Raw genomic sequence first — 21,824 nt, 5'->3', positions numbered from 1 at the left:
GAAAACCCGATGTAACTTTCTGTATACACGTTTATTTGTGTTTCTTTTTAATTCACGCCGGCTGAATTATGGTCTAAATGACGTGTTGTTAAGTTAAATAATATCGCATTGATGACAATAATGATGGTACTGAATACAAATATGCCGCGATAATCAAAAATACTAGCCACTAATGCACCAGACATTGGTCCCATGACAGATCCTAATGATTGGAAACTTTGGTTGTAGCTAAACATGCGACTTGTCATTTCAGTGGGGGAGTTTTTGGCTAATAAAGTTTGAATTGCTGGTAACATTGTGGCATCACTAATACCAACCAAAAAACGAAAAAACATGAGCAAGCCGATACTGGTTACAAATGCTGTTGGCAGAAAGGCAATAACAGCGATCATAAAGCCAATTTTAATCATCCGATCAGTGCCTAAATGATCGCCAATGCGACCAAATGTTGGTGCTGCTATAACTGTCGCAATGCCAGGCATGGCAGCAACCATGCCTGCGATAAAGGTTGTGTTTGAAGCATTATGCATCAGCTCACGAACAAATAAACTAATAATAGGATTAATTGACGTATTGACTGTTTGAACTAACATGGTTGTTACAAACAAACCAACAATTAATTGCTTATTTGGTACGCGGGCCCAGAGATCTTTGGTCGAAGTATTGGTAATTTTAGGTGCAATGATATGAGGTGTTTCTTTGACTAAAAATAATGTCAGTAAAAACACTAAAAACAAGATAACACCAGTAATATGAAATGACATGCGATAACTAAAAAAAGTAGCCAGAATACCTCCGAATAGCGGACCAATCAAATTACCTGCAGTCATGCCCGTTACCAAGATACCAAGTGCTTTACCAGCATGTTGTTTCGGGGTTTGTGTAGCGACAAGGGCATTAGCATTTGATATAAAACCGCCCATGGCACCTTGTAATGCACGTAAAATAAGTAGTTGCCAAACATTTGTCACATTACCCATTAAAAATAGCACAATTGACATGCCAAGTGCGGCACGTAAGAGCATTAATTTGCGGCCTTTTCTGTCAGCAAGTTTACCCCAGAATGGTGACACAATTGCCGTCACGAGAAATGAGATGGCAAAGACAGCACCTGAATAAAAACTTAATTGATTTTTGCTAAAAGAGCCCAGTGTGTCAATGTAAAGTGACAAAAACGGCATGACTTCACTTAGTGCAACACCAGTCATAAACACGCCGAACCAAAGGACAAAAACATTTTGTTGCCACAATGGCTCCTTTTGAGTTAATGTGTTCTTATAATTTTCAGACATAGGTATGTCCCTTCTTTAAAAAATGATATTACTAGTCTATGCCTATTTATAAAAATATGCACGCTCTAAGAATAGCCTTGTGAATATATTAAAATTTTATTATAATTAAATTACGCATAAAAGCGCAACAAGGCACATTGCGGTTTTTTAAATAGTGACGTGTCTTCCGGAATATATGAAGGGAAATATACTTCTTTTTACACGACGGTTAGTGTATGAGTAGTATGCTTGAAAATATGGCAAAAACAAAAAAATATACAGGTGAAGAAGTACTCACCTTAGTCGGCCAGTACATGTCTGACGCAGATACAGCAAAGGTTAAGGCAGCTTACGAATGGGCGTCTGATTTACATAAGGCGCAATTACGTAAATCTGGCGAGCCTTATATTATTCATCCCATTCAAGTAGCTGGTATTTTAGCTGAATTAAAGATGGACACAGCGACTGTGATTTCTGGCTATTTACACGATGTTGTTGAGGACACACCAGCAACTTTGATAGATGTTGAAACAAAATTTGGGCCGATAATCAGTCAAATTATTGACGGTGTGACAAAAATTAGTAAAATTCAGTATAAGAATTCTCAAGAGCAGCTTGCAGAAAATCATCGTAAACTACTATTAGCTATGTCCAAAGATATTCGCGTGATTATTGTTAAGCTGGCTGACCGGTTGCATAATATGCGAACACTCGGTGCACTACGTGAAGATAAGCAACGTCGCATTGCGAGTGAGACACTAGATATTTATGCACCGTTAGCTGATCGATTAGGCATTAGTACGATTAAGTGGGAACTTGAAGATTTATCTTTGAGTTATTTGAATCAGGAAAATTATCATAGTATTGCCTCACGAATGAATATGAAACGTGAAGAACGTATCCGGTATGTACAAGAGGCTGTTGCTGAAATTGAGTCAGCAATCCAAGATCTTGAATTACAGCATGTTGATGTTTATGGTCGGCCAAAACATATTTATTCAATTTACCGAAAAATGACAGACAAGCATAAGGCTTTTGAAGAAATTTATGATTTATCAGCTGTACGTGTATTGACTGATACAATACCAGATACTTATGCCGTACTTGGTGCAATTCATTCAAAATGGATGCCATTACCAGGGCGTTTTAAAGATTATATCGCTTTACCAAAAGCCAATGGTTATCAAAGCTTACATACCACAGTGATTGGCCCTGGTGGCCGACCACTAGAGGTACAAATTAGAACACATACCATGCATGAAGTGGCTGAATTTGGTGTGGCGGCGCATTGGGCTTATAAGCAAAATAAAGGTGCCAATAAAGAAGCTAAAATTAACGATCATAGTCAACAAGCACTGAACGTAATCCAAGGTATCTTAGAGTTGCAAGAAGATGCGAAAAATGCGGAAGATTTCATGGATGGTGTCCAAGGTGATTTATTTAGTGACCGTGTATATGCGTTTACACCTCGGGGTGATGTTTTTGAGTTGTCTAAGGGTGCTGGACCGCTTGATATGGCTTTTTCAATTCATACGAATGTGGGCATTAAGACCACAGGTGCGAAAATTAATGGCCGCATTGTACCGCTTGATTATAAAATTAAAACTGGCGACATTATTGAAATTATAACAAGTGCAACTGCAAAACCGAGTCGAGACTGGTTAGATTTAGTTTCTACACGTCGTGCACGTAATAAAATCAAACAATATTTTAAGCAATTAGACCGTGATGATAATATTGAAGCTGGTCGAGAATTGGTAACCCGTAACTTGCGTGATACTGGCTTTAATCCAGCAGATCTTTTATCGACAGAGAACATAGTAAAGACAGCTGAGGCGCTACATTATCATTCGTATGATGATATGTTTGCAGCGGTTGGCTACGGGGATGTTGCGGGTCCTGGTGTGGCAAATAAATTGACTGAGGGCATCCGTGAAGCAAAACAAGAAGCGGAAACAGCTGAGTTACAGCGCGAGTTACTTGAAGAAGGACATGAAATTAAGCGTAGTGAAACAGCATTAACGCAACGTCAAAAAGGTACAGCAGATGATATAGTGATTGCTGGTGTTGATAATCTTTTAATTCGATTGGGACGTTGTTGTACACCAGTTCCTGGGGATCAAGTCATAGGCTATATTACAAAAGGACGTGGTATTTCTGTTCACCGCGTTGGTTGTCCAAATATTCGTGCTGCCGAAACGCAGGGACAACGTTTGGTTGAGGTACAATGGGAAAATGAAGAAGGTTTAAAACCTAATTATGACGCTGATTTGACAGTTCACGGTGAAAATCGTAATGGCTTACTCAATGATGTTTTACGCGCTGTCAATGGTCGCACAAAGTTTGTTAATTCAGTTAACGGACATGTGACTAAAAATGGCATGGCGCAGGTTTCATTGTCGCTTGGTGTCAAAAATAGTATACAACTCAGCAATATTATGGATGCGTTAAACACATTACCTGCGGTTTATGATGTCGAGCGGGCGTTCCATTGACTTTGTGATTGTCTGATATTTTAAAAGCAGTTATTTGAGATGTTCTGGCGATGACAGAGTTTGAGTTAATGTCATAAGCTCCGATGTAAGGAAATTAAAAAATGAGAATTGTATTACAACGCGTTAAACTAGCAAGTGTGGCTATTGATGACAGTAAGATTGGTGAAATTGGTCGTGGCTATGTCTTATTTGTTGGCATAGCAGATGACGATAGCCAATTAGAAATTGATTATCTTGTTCGAAAAATTAGTCAACTACGTGTTTTTGAAGATGATAACGCGCGTATGAATTTAAGTATACAAGACATAAGTGGCGCCGTTTTGTCTATCTCGCAGTTCACGTTGTTTGCTAATACCAAAAAAGGTAATCGACCCAGTTTTACGGATGCTGGGTCACCCGCAGTGGCATCGCTTATGTATGATCACTTTAATGACGCACTACGTGCAACTGGCTTATCGGTCATAACAGGTGAGTTTGGTGCTAATATGCAGGTCGCTTTGGTGAATGATGGGCCAGTTACAATATTGTTTGATACAGCACACAAATAAAAAAATGGATTTGCGTGAGCAAATACCATTTTTATTTGTAACGATTTTTACGGACATGATGATATAAACCAAAAGGGACTGTACTTTCTGTGCCGTTTTTAATGCGAGAAATATTTGTGCGGTGTCGATAAAAAACAAAGATAGTCAATATCATAGTGACTATGGTTAATATGGGGTCGTGATAAAACAGCGAAGCAACAACTGCGAAACTGAAGCTAACCATAGCGCTCATCGAAACCATTGATGTTAACAGTAGTACCAAAATAAATACAGCGATCGCTAAAGTGAAGAAATAGGGATTATAAGCTAACAGGATACCAGCTGACGTCGCAACGGCTTTACCACCCTTAAATTTGATCCAGATTGAAAATGTGTGCCCAATAATGGCGGCAACACCAACTAACATTGGATTAATGTTGCTGTTGAATAATAGTGGTAACAGGCCGGCTGCAGTACCTTTTAATAAATCAAGTAGTAACGTGACAATGCCAGCTGTGGTGCCGAGAACACGAAACGAGTTGGTTGTACCGACATTACCAGACCCTTCATCTCGGATATCTTTATGATAAAATAATTTACCAATCCAAAATCCAGGCATTAAAGAGCCGAGTAAATAAGAAAAAACGAACATTAATATTGTTGGAAACATGTTTTGAACTCCTCATAATGATGCGTTAACACAAAGTTTATTTTAGCATAAAAATAGATAGTAGAGGGGGTAACTTAATCAAATTAAAATATTTATACTTGTCAGAATGTGTTTTTTCATCTATGATAATATAGATTGACGCATGATGATGAACGATTGTGTCGTTGTCTATGTTTTTGAAATTAAGAAAGATATGAGTATTCATGGCAGAAAAAAACCATTATGATTCAGATTCAATAAAAATTTTAGAAGGACTTGAGGCTGTTCGTAAGCGTCCAGGAATGTACATTGGCTCGACAGATGGCCGTGGTTTGCATCACCTCGTTTATGAAATTGTTGATAATGCAGTTGATGAAGCATTAGGTGGTTATGGCGATGATATTCGGGTAACCATCCACGCAAACAATGCCATCACGGTGCAAGATTTTGGTCGTGGTATGCCCGTAGGGATGCACGAGTCTGGTAAACCAACACCTGAAGTAATCTTGACAGTGTTGCATGCTGGTGGTAAATTTGGCCAGGGTGGTTATGCCACCTCTGGCGGCTTACACGGTGTTGGCTCTTCAGTAGTTAACGCTTTGTCTGAAAGCTTACAAGTGACAATCGTTCGCGATGGTCATAAATGGCAAGAAGACTTCGTTAATGGTGGCCAACCGGTTGGTACTTTACGTGATTTAGGCGTGACTAAGGAATCTACTGGTACAAAAGTAACATTCAAACCAGATCCAACTATTTTTAGTGCAACGGTTTATAAATATGATACATTGTCTGAAAGCTTACGTGAATCAGCCTTTTTAATGTCGGGTGTGAAATTTAGCTTGACTGATGAACGTGTGAAGCCAAAAAGAGTTGAAACGTATCATTATGACAAAGGTCTAGAGGCTTTTGTTGGTTTTTTGAATGATGAAAAAGAGACCATTGGGTCAATTATGACGTTTGAGGGCCAACAAGATGGCATTGCTGTTGAGGTAGCTGCGCAATATAATGACGGCTATTCAGAGACATTGTTATCATTTGTTAACAATGTGCGTACGCAAGACGGTGGCACACATGAGGTTGGCTTCCGTACAGCATGGACTAAAGCGTTTAACGAATATGCTCGAAAAGTTAATTTGTTAAAAGAAAAAGATCGAAATCTTGAAGGCACGGATGTTCGTGAGGGCTTGGCAGCTGTTATTTCATTGCGAGTACCAGAACAATTCTTGCAATTTGAAGGGCAGACAAAAGGAAAGTTAGGCACACCAGAAGCACGTGGCGTTGTTGACACTGTTGTGAGTGAGACATTAGGTCGCTTCTTAATGGAAAATGGTGATTTTGGTCAAAATCTTATTCGAAAAGCAATTCGGGCACGCGAGGCACGTGAAGCCGCACGTAAAGCGCGTGATGAAAGTCGTGTCGGCAAGACAAAAGGTCAAAAAGATCGTCTACTCTCAGGCAAATTAGCGCCAGCACAGTCAAAAAATGCTGAGCATAATGAGTTGTTTTTGGTGGAGGGTGATTCTGCCGGTGGCTCAGCAAAGCAGGGGCGTGATCGCAAGTTCCAAGCAATATTGCCTTTACGTGGTAAAGTTTTAAACACAGAAAAGGCAAAGCTTGCAGATATTTTGAAAAACGAAGAAATTTCAACGTTGATTTATGCTATAGGTGGTGGTGTTGGAGCGGATTTTAAAGTGGCTGATACAGCATTTAGTAAGGTCATTATTATGACTGATGCTGATGATGATGGGGCGCACATACAAACATTGCTTTTAACTTTCTTTTATAAATATATGCGACCACTAATTGAAGCAGGTCGGGTGTATATTGCCTTACCACCATTGTATCGGGTTAAATATGCCTCTAAGAAGTTTGATGATAAGTTTGCTTGGACAAATGACGAACTAGAAGCTATTACAAATCAAAACGATGCCCGCTATGAATTAACCCGTTTTAAAGGGTTAGGTGAAATGAATGCACCGTTATTGTGGGAAACAACAATGGATCCTGAATCACGTACGTTAATTCGTGTGAAAATTGATGATGCTGTGCTTGCTGAAAAGCGTGTGACAACATTAATGGGAGATAAAGTTGAACCCCGTCGTGAGTGGATTGAAGCAAATGTTCATTTCACGTTAGATGAAGCAGGTTCAATATTGGACACAGTTGACGGTTATGATAGTAGTGCAAGCGATGTTTTCGAAAAAGTACGTAACCATGAAAAAACAGATTCAGTTGTAAAAAGTGACACAAAAACAAGTGGACCAGTGATTACAACGTGGCAGAATGGCGATGAATAATCAGTTCGCAGTGTGACTAGACGTTGAAATACCGTGTACAATTGTACACGGTATTTACATAGTAATTTTATTTGAAAGGAAATGTGTCTATTAGCAATGATAGTAGGCAATCTTATATATGGCAGATCGTATAACTGAGCTTTCACTCGAAGCAGTGATGGGCGAGCGCTTTGGGCGCTATTCAAAATATATTATTCAAGAACGTGCGTTACCAGATATTCGTGATGGTTTAAAACCGGTGCAACGACGCATTTTATTTGCAATGGATCAAGATGGGAACACCTATGATCATCCTTATCGTAAATCTGCAAAATCAGTCGGTAATGTCATGGGTAATTTTCATCCACATGGCGATTCATCGATTTATGAGGCAATGGTACGATTGTCACAGAACTGGAAAGTACGTGAACCATTAATTGATATGAACGGTAACAATGGCTCCGTTGATAATGATCCGGCAGCAGCCATGCGTTATACTGAGGCAAGATTGTCAAAAATTGCTGGTGAAATGATGACAGACTTAGGCCAAGAAACGGTCGATATGGTTTTGAATTTCGATGACACCACATACGAGCCAACTGTATTGCCATCACGTATTTTGAGTCTTTTTGTTAATGGTGCCACTGGTATTTCGGCAGGTTATGCCACAGAAATCCCCCCACATAATTTAAAAGAAATAAATGGGGCTTTAATCTATTTGCTCGATCACCCAGAAGCGCCTCTGTCTGCCTTGATGCGTTATGTTAAAGGACCGGATTTTCCAACGGGTGGCATTATACAAGGCCTCGATGGTATTAAAAAAGCCTATAAGACAGGTCGTGGTAAAATTGTGGTTCGTGCTAAAACAGTCATTTCAGAAATTAAGGGTGGCAAGAAAAAAATTGAAGTCACTGAATTACCTTATGAAGTCGTGAAATCGAATTTAGTATCAAAAATTGACGGCATTCGATTAAACAAAGAGGTTGCTGGTATCTCTGAAGTGCGTGATGAATCTGATCGAGAAGGCATGTCCATTGTTATTGAGCTAAATAAGGATGCAAATGCTGCCGGTATATTGACTTATTTGCTCAAAAAAACGGATTTACAAATTGCCTACAATTTTAATATGGTGGCTATTCATAATCAAAGACCAGTTCATGTGAGTTTGAAACAGGGCCTTGAAGCCTTTTTGAACTTTCGTAAAGAAGTTGTTTTGAAACGGTCATCATATGAATTAGCTAAGGCTCAGACGCGCCAACATATTGTTGAAGGCTTAATTCGGATGTTATCCATATTGGATGAAGTTGTGGCAACCATTCGCGCATCAAAAAATCGCAAAGATGCCACGCAGAATTTGATGTCTAGTTATCAGTTTACACAGCCACAAGCAGAGGCAATTGTCACACTGCAACTCTATCGTTTGACAAACACAGATGTGACACAGCTAGAGGAAGAATTTGCGACGCTAGCGGCTAAAATTACGCGTTTGAATTTGATTATTAATGAATCAACGGCTTTAAATGATGTGATACGCGATGAAATTGCTGACATTACAACAAAATATCGTTCACCGCGCCGATCAGAAATTGAAGCTGAGGTCGAAAATCTTGTCATTGATACAGCGGTTACTATTGCTGAAGAAGATGTACAAGTATTGGTCTCTCGCAATGGTTACTACAAGCGTGCATCATTACGGTCCTACAAAGCATCAGATTCTGATAATGGATTGGCTGAGGATGATTTAGCTATCTTTGAAGGCCAACTCAATACAACCCAGCATTTATTTATGTTTACTAACAAAGGCAATATGATTTATCGACCGGTCCATGAATTACCAGATTCAAAGTGGAAAGATACTGGCGAACATTTTTCACAACAACTATTAAATTGGCATGCAGATGAGTTTGTAATTAAAGCGATTGCTGTTGATAATCTTGAGCAAGGTGGTGCTTTTACCGTTGTAACTAATGATGGTTTCATTAAGCAGACGGTGTTAATTGACATGTTGCCAAAGGCTTACAAGAAAAAAACAACTATGGCAGTTAAACTCAAGAATGATACTAGTTATGTCGTTAATGTCAACTACTTCAACCAGGTCAAACAACAAGAAGTTTTGTTGTTGTCACATAACGGGGTAGGCTTACGCTTTAAAGTCACAGATGTACCAGAAATTGGACCGCGTACAGCGGGTGTTAAAGCAATGGATTTACGTGGTGACGACACCGTTATGTCAGCATTATTTGTGACAAATGAGTCACAACAAGTAGCGATTGTAGCTGATAATGGGGCATTTAAATATATGCCGATTTCAGCAATTAGTCGTTCAAAACGGGCAAATAAAGGGCTATTAATTTTCACACAAAAAAAGACAGTTGCTTACCATGTTGCTACGGCGACTATTTTTGACACAGATGAGACGGCACTTGAAATTTTGACGACACGTTGGCAAACCCAAGAGTTGCAATTAAGCGATTATCATCCATCACAACGCGTCGGGAATGGACAATATGTTGTCGATGTTAAGAAAAATGGTACGCCTTGGTTGATTAAGCCAATGGCAATCCATGCGACAAAGTAAGTTTTCTTTGCTAAAATAGAGTTATAAACTTTTAGGAGATACGAGCGAATGGCTAAGACATTAGTTTTCGGGCACAAGAACCCAGACACCGACACAATCGCTTCAGCAATTGCTGCAAGTTATTTATTAAATAAACTTGGTGGTGATACAGAGGCAGTCGCACAAGGTACACCAAATGCTGAAACGCAGTTTGCATTAGATTTTTTTGCAATCACTGCACCAAGAATTATTTCATCAGCTGATACTGAAACTGTTGTCTTAGTTGACCACAATGAGGCGGCACAATCTATTGATAATTTATCAGAGGTTGTTGTTGAAGGCATTTACGATCATCATAAATTTTCGTTCACAAATAGTACGCCATTGTATATTAATGCTAAACCATGGGGCTCTGTTGCGACAATTTTGTATTATGAATTTAAACAAGCAGACATTGAAATTCCTTCAAAAATTGCTGGCTTGATGGCTTCAGCAATCATATCGGATACATTATTATTGAAAAGTCCAACAACAACGTCATACGATCAGCCTGCACTAGAAGCATTGGCTGTTATTGCGGACATCGCTGATTATGAAAAGTATGGTTTGTCACTTTTGAAAGCTGGCACAGATTTATCATCACGTACTGACAAAGAACTCATAGATGGGGATGCAAAGTCCTTTGAAATGGGTGGACACAAGTTCCGTATTGGTCAAGTGAATACAGTTGACATCGCGGATGTATTGGCACGTCAATCAGGTATCGAGGCAGCCATGCTTGCCGAAGAATATGAAGATTTTTTGTTTGTAATTACTGATATTTTGAACTCAAATTCAAAAGCACTTTATCTTGGGGATGCAACTGCAGCGATCGAAAAAGCTTTTGATGCAAAGTTAAACCATAATGTGATTGATTTACCTGGGGTTGTGTCACGTAAAAAGCAAGTTGTGCCACCGTTGGAAAAACAATTTTAAACGATATATTGAAGCGTTATTTCGGTTCAGCTGCAATTTACACAATAGCTACCGAACAAGTTTTCGCTTGAATTCTTGAAATTGCTTTACACTGCCCCCATGTTCATGTATAATAATTATTTGTATTGACAAGCAAATAATTTTAACAAACCACACACTAAGGAGTAAGAATATGCGTATTCACGTTGTTCTAGGAAATGATGAAACTGGCGAACGTATTTACTTGACGTCTAAAAACCGTCGTAATACACCAGATCGTCTTGAGTTAAAGAAGTACTCACCAAAACTTCGCAAAGTTATAACATTTAAGGAGATTAAGTAAAATGGCAAAAAAGTCAAAGATCGCTAAGGCGCAAAAGCGCGAAGCTTTGGTTGCAAAATATGCTGACAAGCGTGCCGAATTAAAGGCAGCAGGTGATTTTATCGGTTTGGCTGCTTTGCCAAAAGATTCATCTCCTGTCCGTGTACACAACCGCGACTGGATTGATGGTCGTCCTCATGCTTATATGCGTGAGTTTGGTATGTCACGTTTGAACTTCCGCCAATTGGCACACAAGGGTCAAATTCCTGGTGTTCGTAAAGCTTCTTGGTAAACTAAAGTTTCGTTATTAGCGTAACTTACACCGTAAGCATTACGTGGGCACGTTAAAAGTCAATTATTATAGCATCAGCTAAATACAGTGACTGCCTCAATGAGCAAAGCGAATGGGGTCATAAAGGTTCACAAACTAGCAAAAATCACAGTGATGTGATTTTTTTGTTGTTTGCATAGAAATACTTATTTGCAATTTGTTAAAATCCGCGTTATAATTAAAATTGTTAATTTACATAGATATTGTAAATGAGCGGGTCACATCTGATGCGGCCGGCTCATTTTTTATGGGATTGGCACTTGCTTGCAATATATAATAAAATCCATCAAGGAAGGGCAGATAAATGGCGAATAAAGTTGAACAAAGAATTGCAGAACTGATTACACCGATTGTTGAAAGACGAAATGAATTGTTATGGGATTTGACGTACACTAAAGAAGGTGGACAAAAGATTTTACGCATTCTATTAGATAAGCCGAACCATGAATTTATAACAATGGCTGATTTAACGGCTTTTACTCAGGAAGTTAACGAATTCTTGGACACATCTGACCCTGACCCTATTCCGGAGGCGTACTTATTAGACATTTCATCACCGGGTGCTGATCGACCGTTAAAGCGACCTTGGCACTTTCAATGGGCACAGGAAAGCAACGAAAATATTTTAGTATCGCTTTTCGTAGCAAAAAATGGCCAAAAAAAATGGCAAGGAAAGATCAAGTCATTAGATGATACAGGTTTAGTTTTGTTAACTGAAAATGGTGAATTAATGCTTAATTTTGATGAAATTGCAAAAGCAGTGTTGGACATCCAGTTTTAACATAAACGTGTGCATTGATAATCTTAAACATGTATTTTGATAGAGGCTGTGATAACAGTGTTACTATGACAATGCAATAAGTATCAGTACATACTCTACTAATTGAATGAGGATAGGCGAATGAGTAAAGAACTAGTCGATGCGCTCGATGCCCTTGAAGCTGAGCGTGGTATAGAACGCGCAATTGTTGTCGAAGCACTTGAAGACGCTTTAAGAGCGGCTTACAAGAAACAATATAACGCTGAACAGAACGTTGAGGCAGTATTTGATACAAAAAAAGGTAATGTCGCGATAAAGCAAGTCAAAAATGTTGTTTTGGATGACGATTTTGAAAACGAAGACACAGAAATTGCTTTGAAAGATGCGCTAACTATTAATCGGGCATATGAAGCGGGTGATGAAATCCGTTTCGATGTGACACCAAAAGATTTTGGACGTATGGCGGCTCAAGCAGCTAAACAAGTTATTGTGCAAAAAATGCGTGAAGCAGGTCGTGAGGCGATTTATAATAAATTCGCTGACTATCAAGATGAGGTCATTACTGGTGAAGTTGACCGTCAAGATGCCCGATTTTTGTATATGACGTTGCCAGGTAACCAAGAGGCTGCCATGGCACCAAATGATCAAATGCCAAATGAACGCTATCGTATGGGTGACCGTATTAAAGTTCTGGTGAATAAAGTTGAGAATAACGCTAAGGGACCACAAATATTTGTGTCACGGACTGCACCAGATTTGGTGAAGCGTTTATTTGAACAAGAAGTCCCTGAAGTTTATGATGGTACGGTTGAAATTATGAACATTTCACGTGAAGCAGGTGATCGCTCAAAGATTGCTGTCTACACACATGATACAGATTTAGATCCTGTTGGTGCTATGGTTGGACAACGAGGTGCACGTGTGCAAGCTGTTGTTAACGAGCTTGGCGGTGAAAATATGGATATTGTTGAGTGGGTAGAAGATGAGGCGCAGTATATTGCAAATGCGTTGAATCCATCTGAAGTAGCGGATGTCATATTTAATCCTGAAAATGAACGTGCGGTAACCGTCATTGTACCTGATAATCAACTGTCATTGGCAATTGGTAAAAAGGGACAAAATGCACGTTTGGCAGCACGCTTAACAGGATTTAAGATTGATATTAAGTCTGAAAGTGAAGCAGCGAATAATTTATCGAACCAATCATCCGTAAAGGATGAGCAGAGCAATTAAACTTTAGAAAGGAAACGTGCATGTGGCTGTATATTTTCGTTATTTATGGCTACTAGGACACTTTAAATTATAATGAAACCTAGAAAAATACCAATGCGAAAAGATATTGTTACAGGTGAGATGTTTCCTAAAAAAGAACTTGTTCGTGTTGTTCGTGATAAAGAAGGAAATGTTAGCTTAGATCCGACTTCGAAAGCTAATGGTCGTGGTGCATACGTTGGTCTGAATCGTGATATTGCAGCTGAGGCTAAAAAAAGGCATATTTTTGATCAAGCGTTTGAGATGAAAATACCAGCTGAATTCTATGATGAACTCATTGCGTATATTGACCATCAGCAAGCGCGTAAGGAGTTGTTTGCTGATGACGATAAGTAAAGATGAGCAAATTTTAAATTTGATCGGGCTAGCAATGCGTGCTGGTAAATTGGTTTTAGGTTCCGATCCAACACTAACAGCTATCCGTGGCAATAAAGTTCAAATGGCCTTTTTCCCCAGTGATGGGGGCCAAAGCCAAAGTAAAAAATTTGCTGATAAATCTAAATTTTACAGTGTAACATTGATTCAAGACTTTACCAAGACACAATTAACTGATGCCATCGGTGTCAACCGCAGTGTATTTGCAATTGCTGATCGTGGATTTAGTCGGAAAATTAAACAATTAATTTCAGAAAAGGAGCGGAACTAAATGACAGAAGAAAAGAAATTCTCAGGGTCAAACCGTCCTGCAAGAAAACAGGCAGTTCCAGAACGTAAAGAATTACCCGCCTCACAACGTCGCCATGCGGCGAAATTGACAGATGGGACCGCGGCAACACCTAACAACACAGCATCTCGTCCAAGTAAACCCGCACGTTCAGGAAATACTCAAGGACAACAGAACCGCGCATCATCAACTCAAAGTCGTACAAATGGTGCATCTGTAGGTACTGGTAACCGTTCAAGTACTGGCGGTCAAAATCGTAATGGTCGACCTGGCTCTCGTGTTAAAGCCGCAGAAGGCCGTCCGGCAATGCGTGAAACAAAGAATTGGTCAACAAAACCACGTGAAGGTCAAGTAGACTATTCAAAGCAAAAAGATAACAGTTTAAAGCAATATGTGAGCGAGAATGAAAAGCGCAAGCAAGCTGTAGCTGCTGCAAAAGAGCCTAAAAAATCAGCGCCAACGGCAAAACCTGTTGAAAACAAAAAGCCAGAAACTAAGGTAGCAAAACCGGCAACTGCAGCAACCACAACTGGTGCTGGTAAATTTGGTGGCGCATTAGCTTCTGGAAACAATTCTGCACGTAATAACTCTCGTAAACGTAATACAGCTGGAACAGGTCAACAGACACCACGACGTAATGATAAGCCACGAGGTTCAAAGAAGTCTCGACGCATTGCAGCTAAAAGAGGTCCTGTTGTACCAGTTACGGAACGTAAAAAGCAACCATTACCTGAAATTCTGGAATACCGTGTTGGTATGAACGTTCAGGATTTGTCTAAGTTACTGCATCGTGATACAGCTGAAATTATCAAGAAGTTGTTCTTACTTGGTATTATGACAAACCAAAATCAATCGCTTGATACAGATACTATTGAAATTTTAGCTGCGGATTATGGTATTGAAGCACAAGTCAAAGCAGCTGAAGACGTTGCTGATATTGATCGGTTCTTTGATGATGAAAACATCGATGAAGGGACGCTAGTATCACGCCCACCAGTCGTTACAATCATGGGGCACGTTGATCATGGTAAGACAACTTTGTTGGATTACTTGCGTAACTCACATGTGACTGAAGGCGAAGCTGGTGGTATTACACAGCATATTGGCGCTTATCAAACACAGTTAAATGGCAAAACAATTACCTTCTTAGACACACCTGGACACGCTGCCTTTACAGAAATGCGTGCTCGTGGGGCCAATGTTACAGATTTGACAATATTGGTTGTGGCGGCAGACGATGGTGTGATGCCACAAACAATTGAAGCGATTAATCATGCGAAGGCTGCTAAAACACCTATTATCGTGGCGGTTAACAAAATTGATAAGCCAGGTGCAAAGCCGGATGATGTGATGAACCAATTGATGGCTTATGACTTGATACCGGAAGAATATGGTGGCGACACAATATTCGTTAAAATATCAGCCAAATTCGGACAAAACGTTGACGAATTGCTTGAAATGATATTATTGCAAGCAGAAGTGCTTGAATTAAAGGCTAACCCTAATATGCCAGCGCGTGGTTCAGTTGTTGAAGCACGCTTGGATAGAGGACGTGGCCCAGTAGCGACTGTATTAGTACAACAGGGTACAATGCGTGTGGGAGACCCAATTGTTGTGGGGAATACTTATGGTCGTGTACGTACAATGACTAACGAACGTGGTGTAGAACTTGAAGAAGCTTCACCAGCAACACCTGTACAAGTTACTGGCTTAAATGATGTGCCACAGGCGGGTGACCGTTTCATTGTTATGGCAGATGAAAAGACAGCACGTGCAGCCGGTGAAGAACGAGCTAAACGGGCACAAGAAGTTATTCGTAACTCAGGATCAGTTGTGACTTTGGACACCTTGTTTAGTACAATGTCTGAAAAAGCAATGAAGACTGTACCAGTTATTGTTAAGGCTGATGTTCAAGGTTCTGTTGAGGCGCTGTCAGGTTCTTTGAAGAAGATTGAAGTAGATGGTGTACGTGTCGATATTATTCATACGGCAGCTGGCGCGATTAATGAATCGGATGTTACTTTGGCATCAGCTTCAGGGGCAATTATTATTGGCTTTAATGTTCGCCCAACACCTTTGGCAAAATCTCAAGCTGATTCTGAGAAAGTTGATATTCGTTATTATAACGTGATTTATAATGCGATTGATGACGTTGAAGCAGCTATGAAGGGTCAACTCGAACCAGTTTATGAAGAACAAGTTATCGGAACCGTGACTGTTAAAGAATTGTTCAAATTCTCTAAGGTCGGTATTATTGCCGGTGCGATGGTTGAAGAAGGAAAAATTACCAAAGAAGCTAAAGTCCGTGTTATTCGTGATGGCGTTGTTGTCTTTGATGGTCAAATTGCTTCATTACAGCGCGGTAAAGACTCAGTTAATGAAGTTAAAATGGGATTTGAATTCGGATTTACAGTTGCTAAGTATAATGATGTCAGAGTTGGCGATATTGTTGAAGCTTACGTGATGGCAGAAGTTAAAGCAAAATAACGTTGCGCATAGGTTGCTGATGAGTGACTACGACGTTTTAATGTTCTATATAGAAAAGAGGCACAAGTTATGGCTAATCCACAACGTGCAGGTCGCCTCGCACAAGAAGTACAACGCGATGTAACAGATTTATTGCTTAAGCGTATTAATGATCCACGTGTGCAAGATCTTACAGTAACTAGCGTTGAACTATCTGGTGATTTGCAAATTGCAACAATTTATTATTCGATTTTGTCTGACTTAGCAAGTGATGGGCAAAAAGCCCAAGCTGGTTTAGAAGCGGCAAGTGGGTTGATTCGTAAAGAACTCGGCGCGCGCTTAACCGTTTACAAGACACCGGAATTAAAGTTTGTTCGTGATCAATCGGTTCAATATGGCAATCATATTGAAGATTTAATTCGCAAGTTGCATTCTGAAAATTAATAAATTATTCACAATTTTAACGCTACCTCTAAAGGGTAGCGTTTTTTGTGTTAAAATAGAATTACAATAATTTGATTAAAATAAGGAACTTAAAAAAATGACCAACTTTATACAATCGTTAAATCCAATAATTACTGAAATGGCACCGGATAAGTTACTGGGATTTCAAAAGACTGTGCGCGATATTCCAGGCATCTTAAAACTAACGCTGGGTGAACCAGGTTTTGCAGTAGATGAACGCATCAAAAAAGCCGCTATTGAAGCAATTACCAATGATCGCTCTCATTACGCTGAGAGTCAAGGTGAACAAAAACTACGGTTAGAAGCAGTTAAATATTTTAATAAACTTTACCATTTAAACTATCAAGGTGAAGAAAATGTCATTGCGACACTAGGCGTAAGTGAGGCAATTAATGTTGTTTTAAATACACTAATTGGCACAAATGAAGGGTTATTAATGCCTGAACCAACTTATGGGCCTTATTTCACATCACTAGATTTGGCACATGGCACAAAAATAGCAATTGATACAACGCCTAATCGGTTTAAATTGACACCAGAAATGGTTGACGAAGCGATAGCTCGCGCAACGGTTCCAGTACGTGCTATTTTAATGAATTATCCAGCAAATCCAACTGGTGTGACATATTCACGTCAAGAAGTAATTGCACTGGCAGAAACATTTAAAAAGCATAAAATTTGGGTCATCTCTGATGAAATTTATTCGTTATTAACATATGATCAAGCGCATGTATCTTTTGCAGAAATCATTCCGGAACAAACAGTTTACATTAACGGTTTATCCAAGTCTCATGCTATGACAGGATATCGTGTTGGGTTTATTTTAGGCGCTGCTGATGTGATAGCTGAAATGCAAAAAGTGCATGGTGCATTAACATTTGCTATTCCTACTTTTATTCAAGACGCTGCTCTCGTTGCTTTGCGCGATGTGAGTGACACACCGATTATCATGCGTGATGCATACAAGGCACGTCGTGATCGTATGTTACCACAATTACAGTCGTTGGGATTCGATGTCGTATCACCTGAAGGTGCATTTTATTTATTTGCCAAATTACCTGCTGATATAGGTGATGATGGTGATGAATTTGCATTGAAATTGGCTCAGGAGGGGAAAGTAGCAGTTATCCCAGGATCAGGATTTAGTGAAGTGGCAAAGGCATATATTCGGATCTCGTATGCGGCATCTGATGCTGATTTAGATGAAGGCATGCGACGATTGACAGCGTATGTCAATCAACTGCGCGGAAAATAATTAAGAGGCAATTTATGAGTTGGTGGCAAAATTTATTTAATCAAAGAAATAAGTATAATCGTGTTAGGACAACAGGACAACTGAATGCAATTCACGTTGCACGTCAGTCAGAGTTTCCTGTCGTTGTTGCGCCTGTGACAGGACAACTGCAAAAAATTGATGGTGATAGTGAGCAAATTCATAGTAAAAATGGCTTTGTGATGTTGCCTGATGGTAATAGCATTATGTCACCAGTAGCAGGCATTGTTATAACTTCTGATGAATATGCTGTTACGATTCAAAGTGTACAGCATGGCGTAGTGAAGGTTCAGTTACAAATGCGTAGTGAGGACATTAAGGGCGCACGGTTGGCGATGTATGGTAAAGGGCAACAATTACACGCTGGTGATTTAATTGGGAATACACACGCAGTGGATCACAATATCCGCGTCTATGTGTTATTTGAAGGCAACGTGATGCCGCGTGTAAATTATGGTGCTGTGTACGCTGGTCAAAGTATTTGGCAATACCAAGAGAACGCAAATGCAACAGAATAATGATAGTGTTGATGGTCTGATAGTCGTTAATAAACCACGTGGTATGACTTCTTTTGATGTTGTGGCTAAGGTTCGTCGTGCAATTGGTCAAAAGCGAGTGGGGCATGCTGGTACTTTAGATCCAAATGTTGATGGGGTGCTAGTCATCGCACTTGGAAAAGCAACAAAATTGGTCGATGAACTACAAGCTCGTCCTAAACGGTACATAGGTAGTATTACTTTTGGATTTGCAACTGAAACAGAAGATTTAGATGGTGCTGTGATATCAAAAATCAACATTGATGAGCCATTTGATGACGCTGCAATTGATGCTGCAATTGCTCATTTAAATGGTGCTATAAAACAAGTACCGCCCATGTTTTCGGCAGTCAAAGTTGGTGGTAAACGCTTGTATGAATATGCTAGAGCAGGAGAAATAGTCGAACGACCCGTTCGAGATGCTGTGATTTATAACTACAAACGTACTTCTGATGTTATTTATGACAATCAACAGCAGAAATTTAATTTTGAAGCAACGGTATCGAAGGGAACTTACATTCGTACTTTAGCAGTGGATACTGGGCGCCAGCTTGGTGTGCCGGCTACAATGACAAGTTTAACGCGTACAATGGGTAGTGGGATAACAATTGCGCAGGCGACAGATCTAGATAAAATTGTGACGAGTGAGCGAGCAGAATTACTAAAACTAATCATACCGATAAAGGATATACTGACGTGGCCGACAAAAGTGCTTTCAGATAGTGAATGGTTTGCGGTTAAAAATGGGCAAAAAATGACCCTATGGCCTGCGAGTGATACCTATTTACAACTTACTTATCATGATGACTTAAAGGCAGTGTATGCCTATAATAAGGAAGACAATGTCTGGCAATCACGTTATGTGTTTACGAATGAATAATAATGACTGATATAATTAAATTGCATTATCCAATTTTAAAAAAAATACAACCTGCACCAACGCAACAAGTCGTTGCCATGGGTTTTTTTGATGGCGTACACTTAGGACATCAAAAAGTGATCAAACAAGCTAAATACGAAGCGGATAAACTTGGTGTCCCACTGGCTGTGTTGACATATGATCCACATCCTATTGTTGTATTTAAGACGTTAGTCAATCCGTTACGTTACCTAACACCAACTGATCAAAAAGCAGCATTATTGGCTGATCTTGGTGTCAATACAATATATGTCATGCAATTCACATCGCAGCTGGCGAAACTACAACCACAGGAATTTGTAGATCAAGTTATTATGCGTTTAAATCCAATAACAGTTGTGGGTGGATTTGATCATATATATGGCGGCAATGTCACAACTGCAGATATGATTCATTTACCTCAGTATGCTAAAAATCGTTTTGATGTTGTTTCGGTGCCAGAACTTGATGATAATAACCAAAAAATTGGTTCGTCATTGATTCGTAAGGCGTTAGAAATAGGTGATATGGATATTGTTAATCGTCAACTTGGACGTGTTCATCAGACGACTGGTTTAGTCATGCATGGTGAGGCACGTGGCCGTGAACTGGGATTCCCAACAGTCAATATTAAAACACCAGAATTAGAGTGGCTGCCGACTATTGGCATTTATGCTGTTAAAATAATGGTAGGTGATTACTGGTATTTGGGCATGGCAAGTATTGGGCGTAATGTCACATTTGGTGATGCGCGTCCAATTACGGTCGAAATCAATATATTAGATTTTAGTCAAGAAATATACGGTGAAAATGTGACAATAAATTGGCATAATTATCTTCGAGGCGAGGTCAAGTTTAAGACTGTGACAGCATTAATAAGTCAACTAAAAAAAGATGAAATTGCTACAAGACAATACTTTGATGCACTTGACTAACGTTATGTGTATTTTTTTATTTTAGCACTCAAATAAAAGAGTGCTAAAAAGCTTGCGTTTTTTTGAAAATAGTGTATCATTATAAATGTTAGCAGTAAGAAACGTTGAGTGCTAAAACGGAGGTGATGGCATGCTGACAGAAAGACAAAAATTAATTCTAAGCGCCATCATTTATGAATACACACAGACGGCTCGTGCAGTTGGATCAAAGAGTCTTCAACAGCAACTTGATATTAAAGTGAGTTCTGCTACGATACGTAATGAAATGGCAACTTTGGAATCAGAAGCATTGATAAAAAAGTTGCACACATCTGCTGGTCGCATCCCATCTCGTGCAGGTTACCGGTATTATCTTGATAATTTAATGTTGGCACGTGCAGCAACGCAACAAGACATCGCTTTGGTTATGCAGTCGTTTCGTGGCAACTTTCATGAAATGGATGATTTGTTAGATGAATCGGCACGGACGTTATCCGAACTCACTGGTGCAACGGCACTTATTTTAAAACCTGAACGTTTGAATATTGTTGTATCAGGTTTTCGTTTAGTGCCATTAGAAAACCAGCTATTAATTGCTGTTCTAGTAACTAATGACGGTAAGGTAACGAGTCAAACTTTTAAGTTACCACGTGAATTAGCAGTTTCATCATTAGATAGTATGATTAAATATATCAATGATCGGATGAATGGCCGACCGGTGTTAGAAGTTTTGAAGATGATGCAGTCTGATGAATTGCCAACACAAATGAGTCGTATGATTAAAACACCAGCGGCATTTTTACAACTATTTGGTGATGTGCTAGCCAGGTCTATTGGCGATACAGTTCATATTGGTGGTCGTTTAAATGTGTTAGGCTTTAGTGATAATGATCAAGACACAAAAGAAGTTAAACGTCTCTTAGAGTTTTTGATTTCTGCTTCTGATGTGCGTCGCGTTGCAACGACCACGGCGCATCATGTGACTATTAAGATTGCTAAAGAAATTGACGAACCCTTGTTGAAGCCTTTTAGCTTAATTACAAGAGCATTTACCGTACCAAACCAAGGAGAAGGCGTAATTGCCTTACTAGGACCAATTCGCATGACATATGCACGCAATGTATTATTAATGGATGCATTTGGTGAGGCATTAAGTCAGAAAATGATTGAGTATACATAAACGAGGAGGTCACT

At 39.5% G+C, this 21,824-nt stretch carries 20 protein-coding genes; 18 read left to right on the top strand and 2 right to left on the bottom strand.

Features of this window, described 5'->3' with window-relative positions; translation table 11 throughout:
• Positions 1-47: 47 nt before the first annotated feature.
• On the bottom strand, positions 48-1,292 hold the full coding sequence (locus AB3K24_RS06080) for an MFS transporter (protein ID WP_367974340.1): 1,245 nt from the start codon (positions 1,290-1,292) through the stop codon (positions 48-50).
• Between the two features lie 236 nt (positions 1,293-1,528).
• Between AB3K24_RS06080 and AB3K24_RS06075 the strand changes: the two genes are divergently transcribed.
• Positions 1,529-3,766 carry a RelA/SpoT family protein gene (locus AB3K24_RS06075; RefSeq protein ID WP_367974339.1) on the top strand — a complete coding sequence of 746 codons (2,238 nt, stop codon included), beginning with the start codon at positions 1,529-1,531 and terminating at the stop codon, positions 3,764-3,766.
• 101 nt (positions 3,767-3,867) lie between these two features.
• Positions 3,868-4,314 (top strand): D-aminoacyl-tRNA deacylase, encoded by a 447-nt coding sequence (dtd, locus tag AB3K24_RS06070; protein WP_367974337.1) that lies wholly within the window; start codon positions 3,868-3,870, stop codon positions 4,312-4,314.
• 31 nt (positions 4,315-4,345) lie between these two features.
• Here dtd and plsY read toward each other — a convergent pair whose 3' ends face one another.
• Positions 4,346-4,963 (bottom strand): glycerol-3-phosphate 1-O-acyltransferase PlsY, encoded by a 618-nt coding sequence (gene plsY / locus AB3K24_RS06065; protein WP_367974335.1) that lies wholly within the window; start codon positions 4,961-4,963, stop codon positions 4,346-4,348.
• Positions 4,964-5,166: 203 nt separating this feature from the next.
• On the opposite strand from plsY, the gene parE reads away from it, so the two are divergent.
• The 16 genes from parE to hrcA all read left to right on the top strand — a co-directional run bounded on the left by parE (position 5,167) and on the right by hrcA (position 21,810).
• Positions 5,167-7,239: a DNA topoisomerase IV subunit B gene (gene parE / locus AB3K24_RS06060; protein ID WP_367974333.1), complete on the top strand. Its 2,073-nt coding sequence runs from the start codon at positions 5,167-5,169 to the stop codon at positions 7,237-7,239.
• A gap of 118 nt (positions 7,240-7,357) precedes the next feature.
• Positions 7,358-9,796, top strand: coding sequence for a DNA topoisomerase IV subunit A (gene parC / locus AB3K24_RS06055; RefSeq protein ID WP_367974331.1), 2,439 nt, complete (start codon positions 7,358-7,360; stop codon positions 9,794-9,796).
• A 48-nt stretch (positions 9,797-9,844) separates the two neighbouring features.
• On the top strand, positions 9,845-10,750 hold the full coding sequence (locus AB3K24_RS06050) for a manganese-dependent inorganic pyrophosphatase (RefSeq protein WP_367974329.1): 906 nt from the start codon (positions 9,845-9,847) through the stop codon (positions 10,748-10,750).
• 172 nt (positions 10,751-10,922) lie between these two features.
• Positions 10,923-11,072 carry a 50S ribosomal protein L33 gene (gene rpmG / locus AB3K24_RS06045; RefSeq protein WP_367974327.1) on the top strand — a complete coding sequence of 50 codons (150 nt, stop codon included), beginning with the start codon at positions 10,923-10,925 and terminating at the stop codon, positions 11,070-11,072.
• A 1-nt stretch (position 11,073) separates the two neighbouring features.
• On the top strand, positions 11,074-11,343 hold the full coding sequence (rpsN, locus tag AB3K24_RS06040; RefSeq protein ID WP_010384563.1) for a 30S ribosomal protein S14: 270 nt from the start codon (positions 11,074-11,076) through the stop codon (positions 11,341-11,343).
• A 343-nt stretch (positions 11,344-11,686) separates the two neighbouring features.
• A complete protein-coding gene (locus tag AB3K24_RS06035; protein ID WP_367974324.1) occupies positions 11,687-12,163 on the top strand; it encodes a ribosome maturation factor RimP in 477 nt (158 codons plus the stop codon).
• Positions 12,164-12,283: 120 nt separating this feature from the next.
• Positions 12,284-13,375: a transcription termination factor NusA gene (nusA, locus tag AB3K24_RS06030; RefSeq protein ID WP_367974322.1), complete on the top strand. Its 1,092-nt coding sequence runs from the start codon at positions 12,284-12,286 to the stop codon at positions 13,373-13,375.
• A 72-nt stretch (positions 13,376-13,447) separates the two neighbouring features.
• The gene (rnpM, locus tag AB3K24_RS06025) at positions 13,448-13,750 is read left to right on the top strand and encodes an RNase P modulator RnpM (protein ID WP_367974320.1); all 303 of its coding nucleotides are present in this window, start codon (positions 13,448-13,450) and stop codon (positions 13,748-13,750) included.
• Positions 13,737-14,060: a L7Ae/L30e/S12e/Gadd45 family ribosomal protein gene (locus AB3K24_RS06020; protein ID WP_367974318.1), complete on the top strand. Its 324-nt coding sequence runs from the start codon at positions 13,737-13,739 to the stop codon at positions 14,058-14,060. The genes rnpM and AB3K24_RS06020 overlap by 14 nt, the downstream gene beginning before the upstream one ends.
• The gene (gene infB, locus AB3K24_RS06015; protein ID WP_367974316.1) at positions 14,061-16,565 is read left to right on the top strand and encodes a translation initiation factor IF-2; all 2,505 of its coding nucleotides are present in this window, start codon (positions 14,061-14,063) and stop codon (positions 16,563-16,565) included.
• A gap of 69 nt (positions 16,566-16,634) precedes the next feature.
• Entirely contained in the window at positions 16,635-16,988 is a 354-nt protein-coding gene (gene rbfA / locus AB3K24_RS06010) for a 30S ribosome-binding factor RbfA (protein WP_367974315.1), read from the top strand.
• A 97-nt stretch (positions 16,989-17,085) separates the two neighbouring features.
• Positions 17,086-18,264: an aminotransferase class I/II-fold pyridoxal phosphate-dependent enzyme gene (locus AB3K24_RS06005; protein ID WP_367974314.1), complete on the top strand. Its 1,179-nt coding sequence runs from the start codon at positions 17,086-17,088 to the stop codon at positions 18,262-18,264.
• 14 nt (positions 18,265-18,278) lie between these two features.
• Complete coding sequence (locus tag AB3K24_RS06000; RefSeq protein WP_367974312.1) at positions 18,279-18,800, top strand: PTS sugar transporter subunit IIA; 522 nt, start codon at positions 18,279-18,281, stop codon at positions 18,798-18,800.
• The gene (truB, locus tag AB3K24_RS05995; protein ID WP_367974310.1) at positions 18,787-19,698 is read left to right on the top strand and encodes a tRNA pseudouridine(55) synthase TruB; all 912 of its coding nucleotides are present in this window, start codon (positions 18,787-18,789) and stop codon (positions 19,696-19,698) included. The genes AB3K24_RS06000 and truB overlap by 14 nt, the downstream gene beginning before the upstream one ends.
• A gap of 2 nt (positions 19,699-19,700) precedes the next feature.
• Positions 19,701-20,651, top strand: coding sequence for a riboflavin biosynthesis protein RibF (gene ribF, locus AB3K24_RS05990; RefSeq protein ID WP_367974308.1), 951 nt, complete (start codon positions 19,701-19,703; stop codon positions 20,649-20,651).
• A 130-nt stretch (positions 20,652-20,781) separates the two neighbouring features.
• Positions 20,782-21,810, top strand: a complete 1,029-nt coding sequence (gene hrcA, locus AB3K24_RS05985) for a heat-inducible transcriptional repressor HrcA (protein WP_367974306.1) — start codon at positions 20,782-20,784, stop codon at positions 21,808-21,810.
• Positions 21,811-21,824 lie beyond the last annotated feature (14 nt).

This window comes from Leuconostoc aquikimchii, from assembly GCF_040838325.1.
Lineage (GTDB): Bacteria > Bacillota > Bacilli > Lactobacillales > Lactobacillaceae > Leuconostoc > Leuconostoc aquikimchii.
This window is presented reverse-complemented; position numbering and strand designations above follow the sequence as displayed.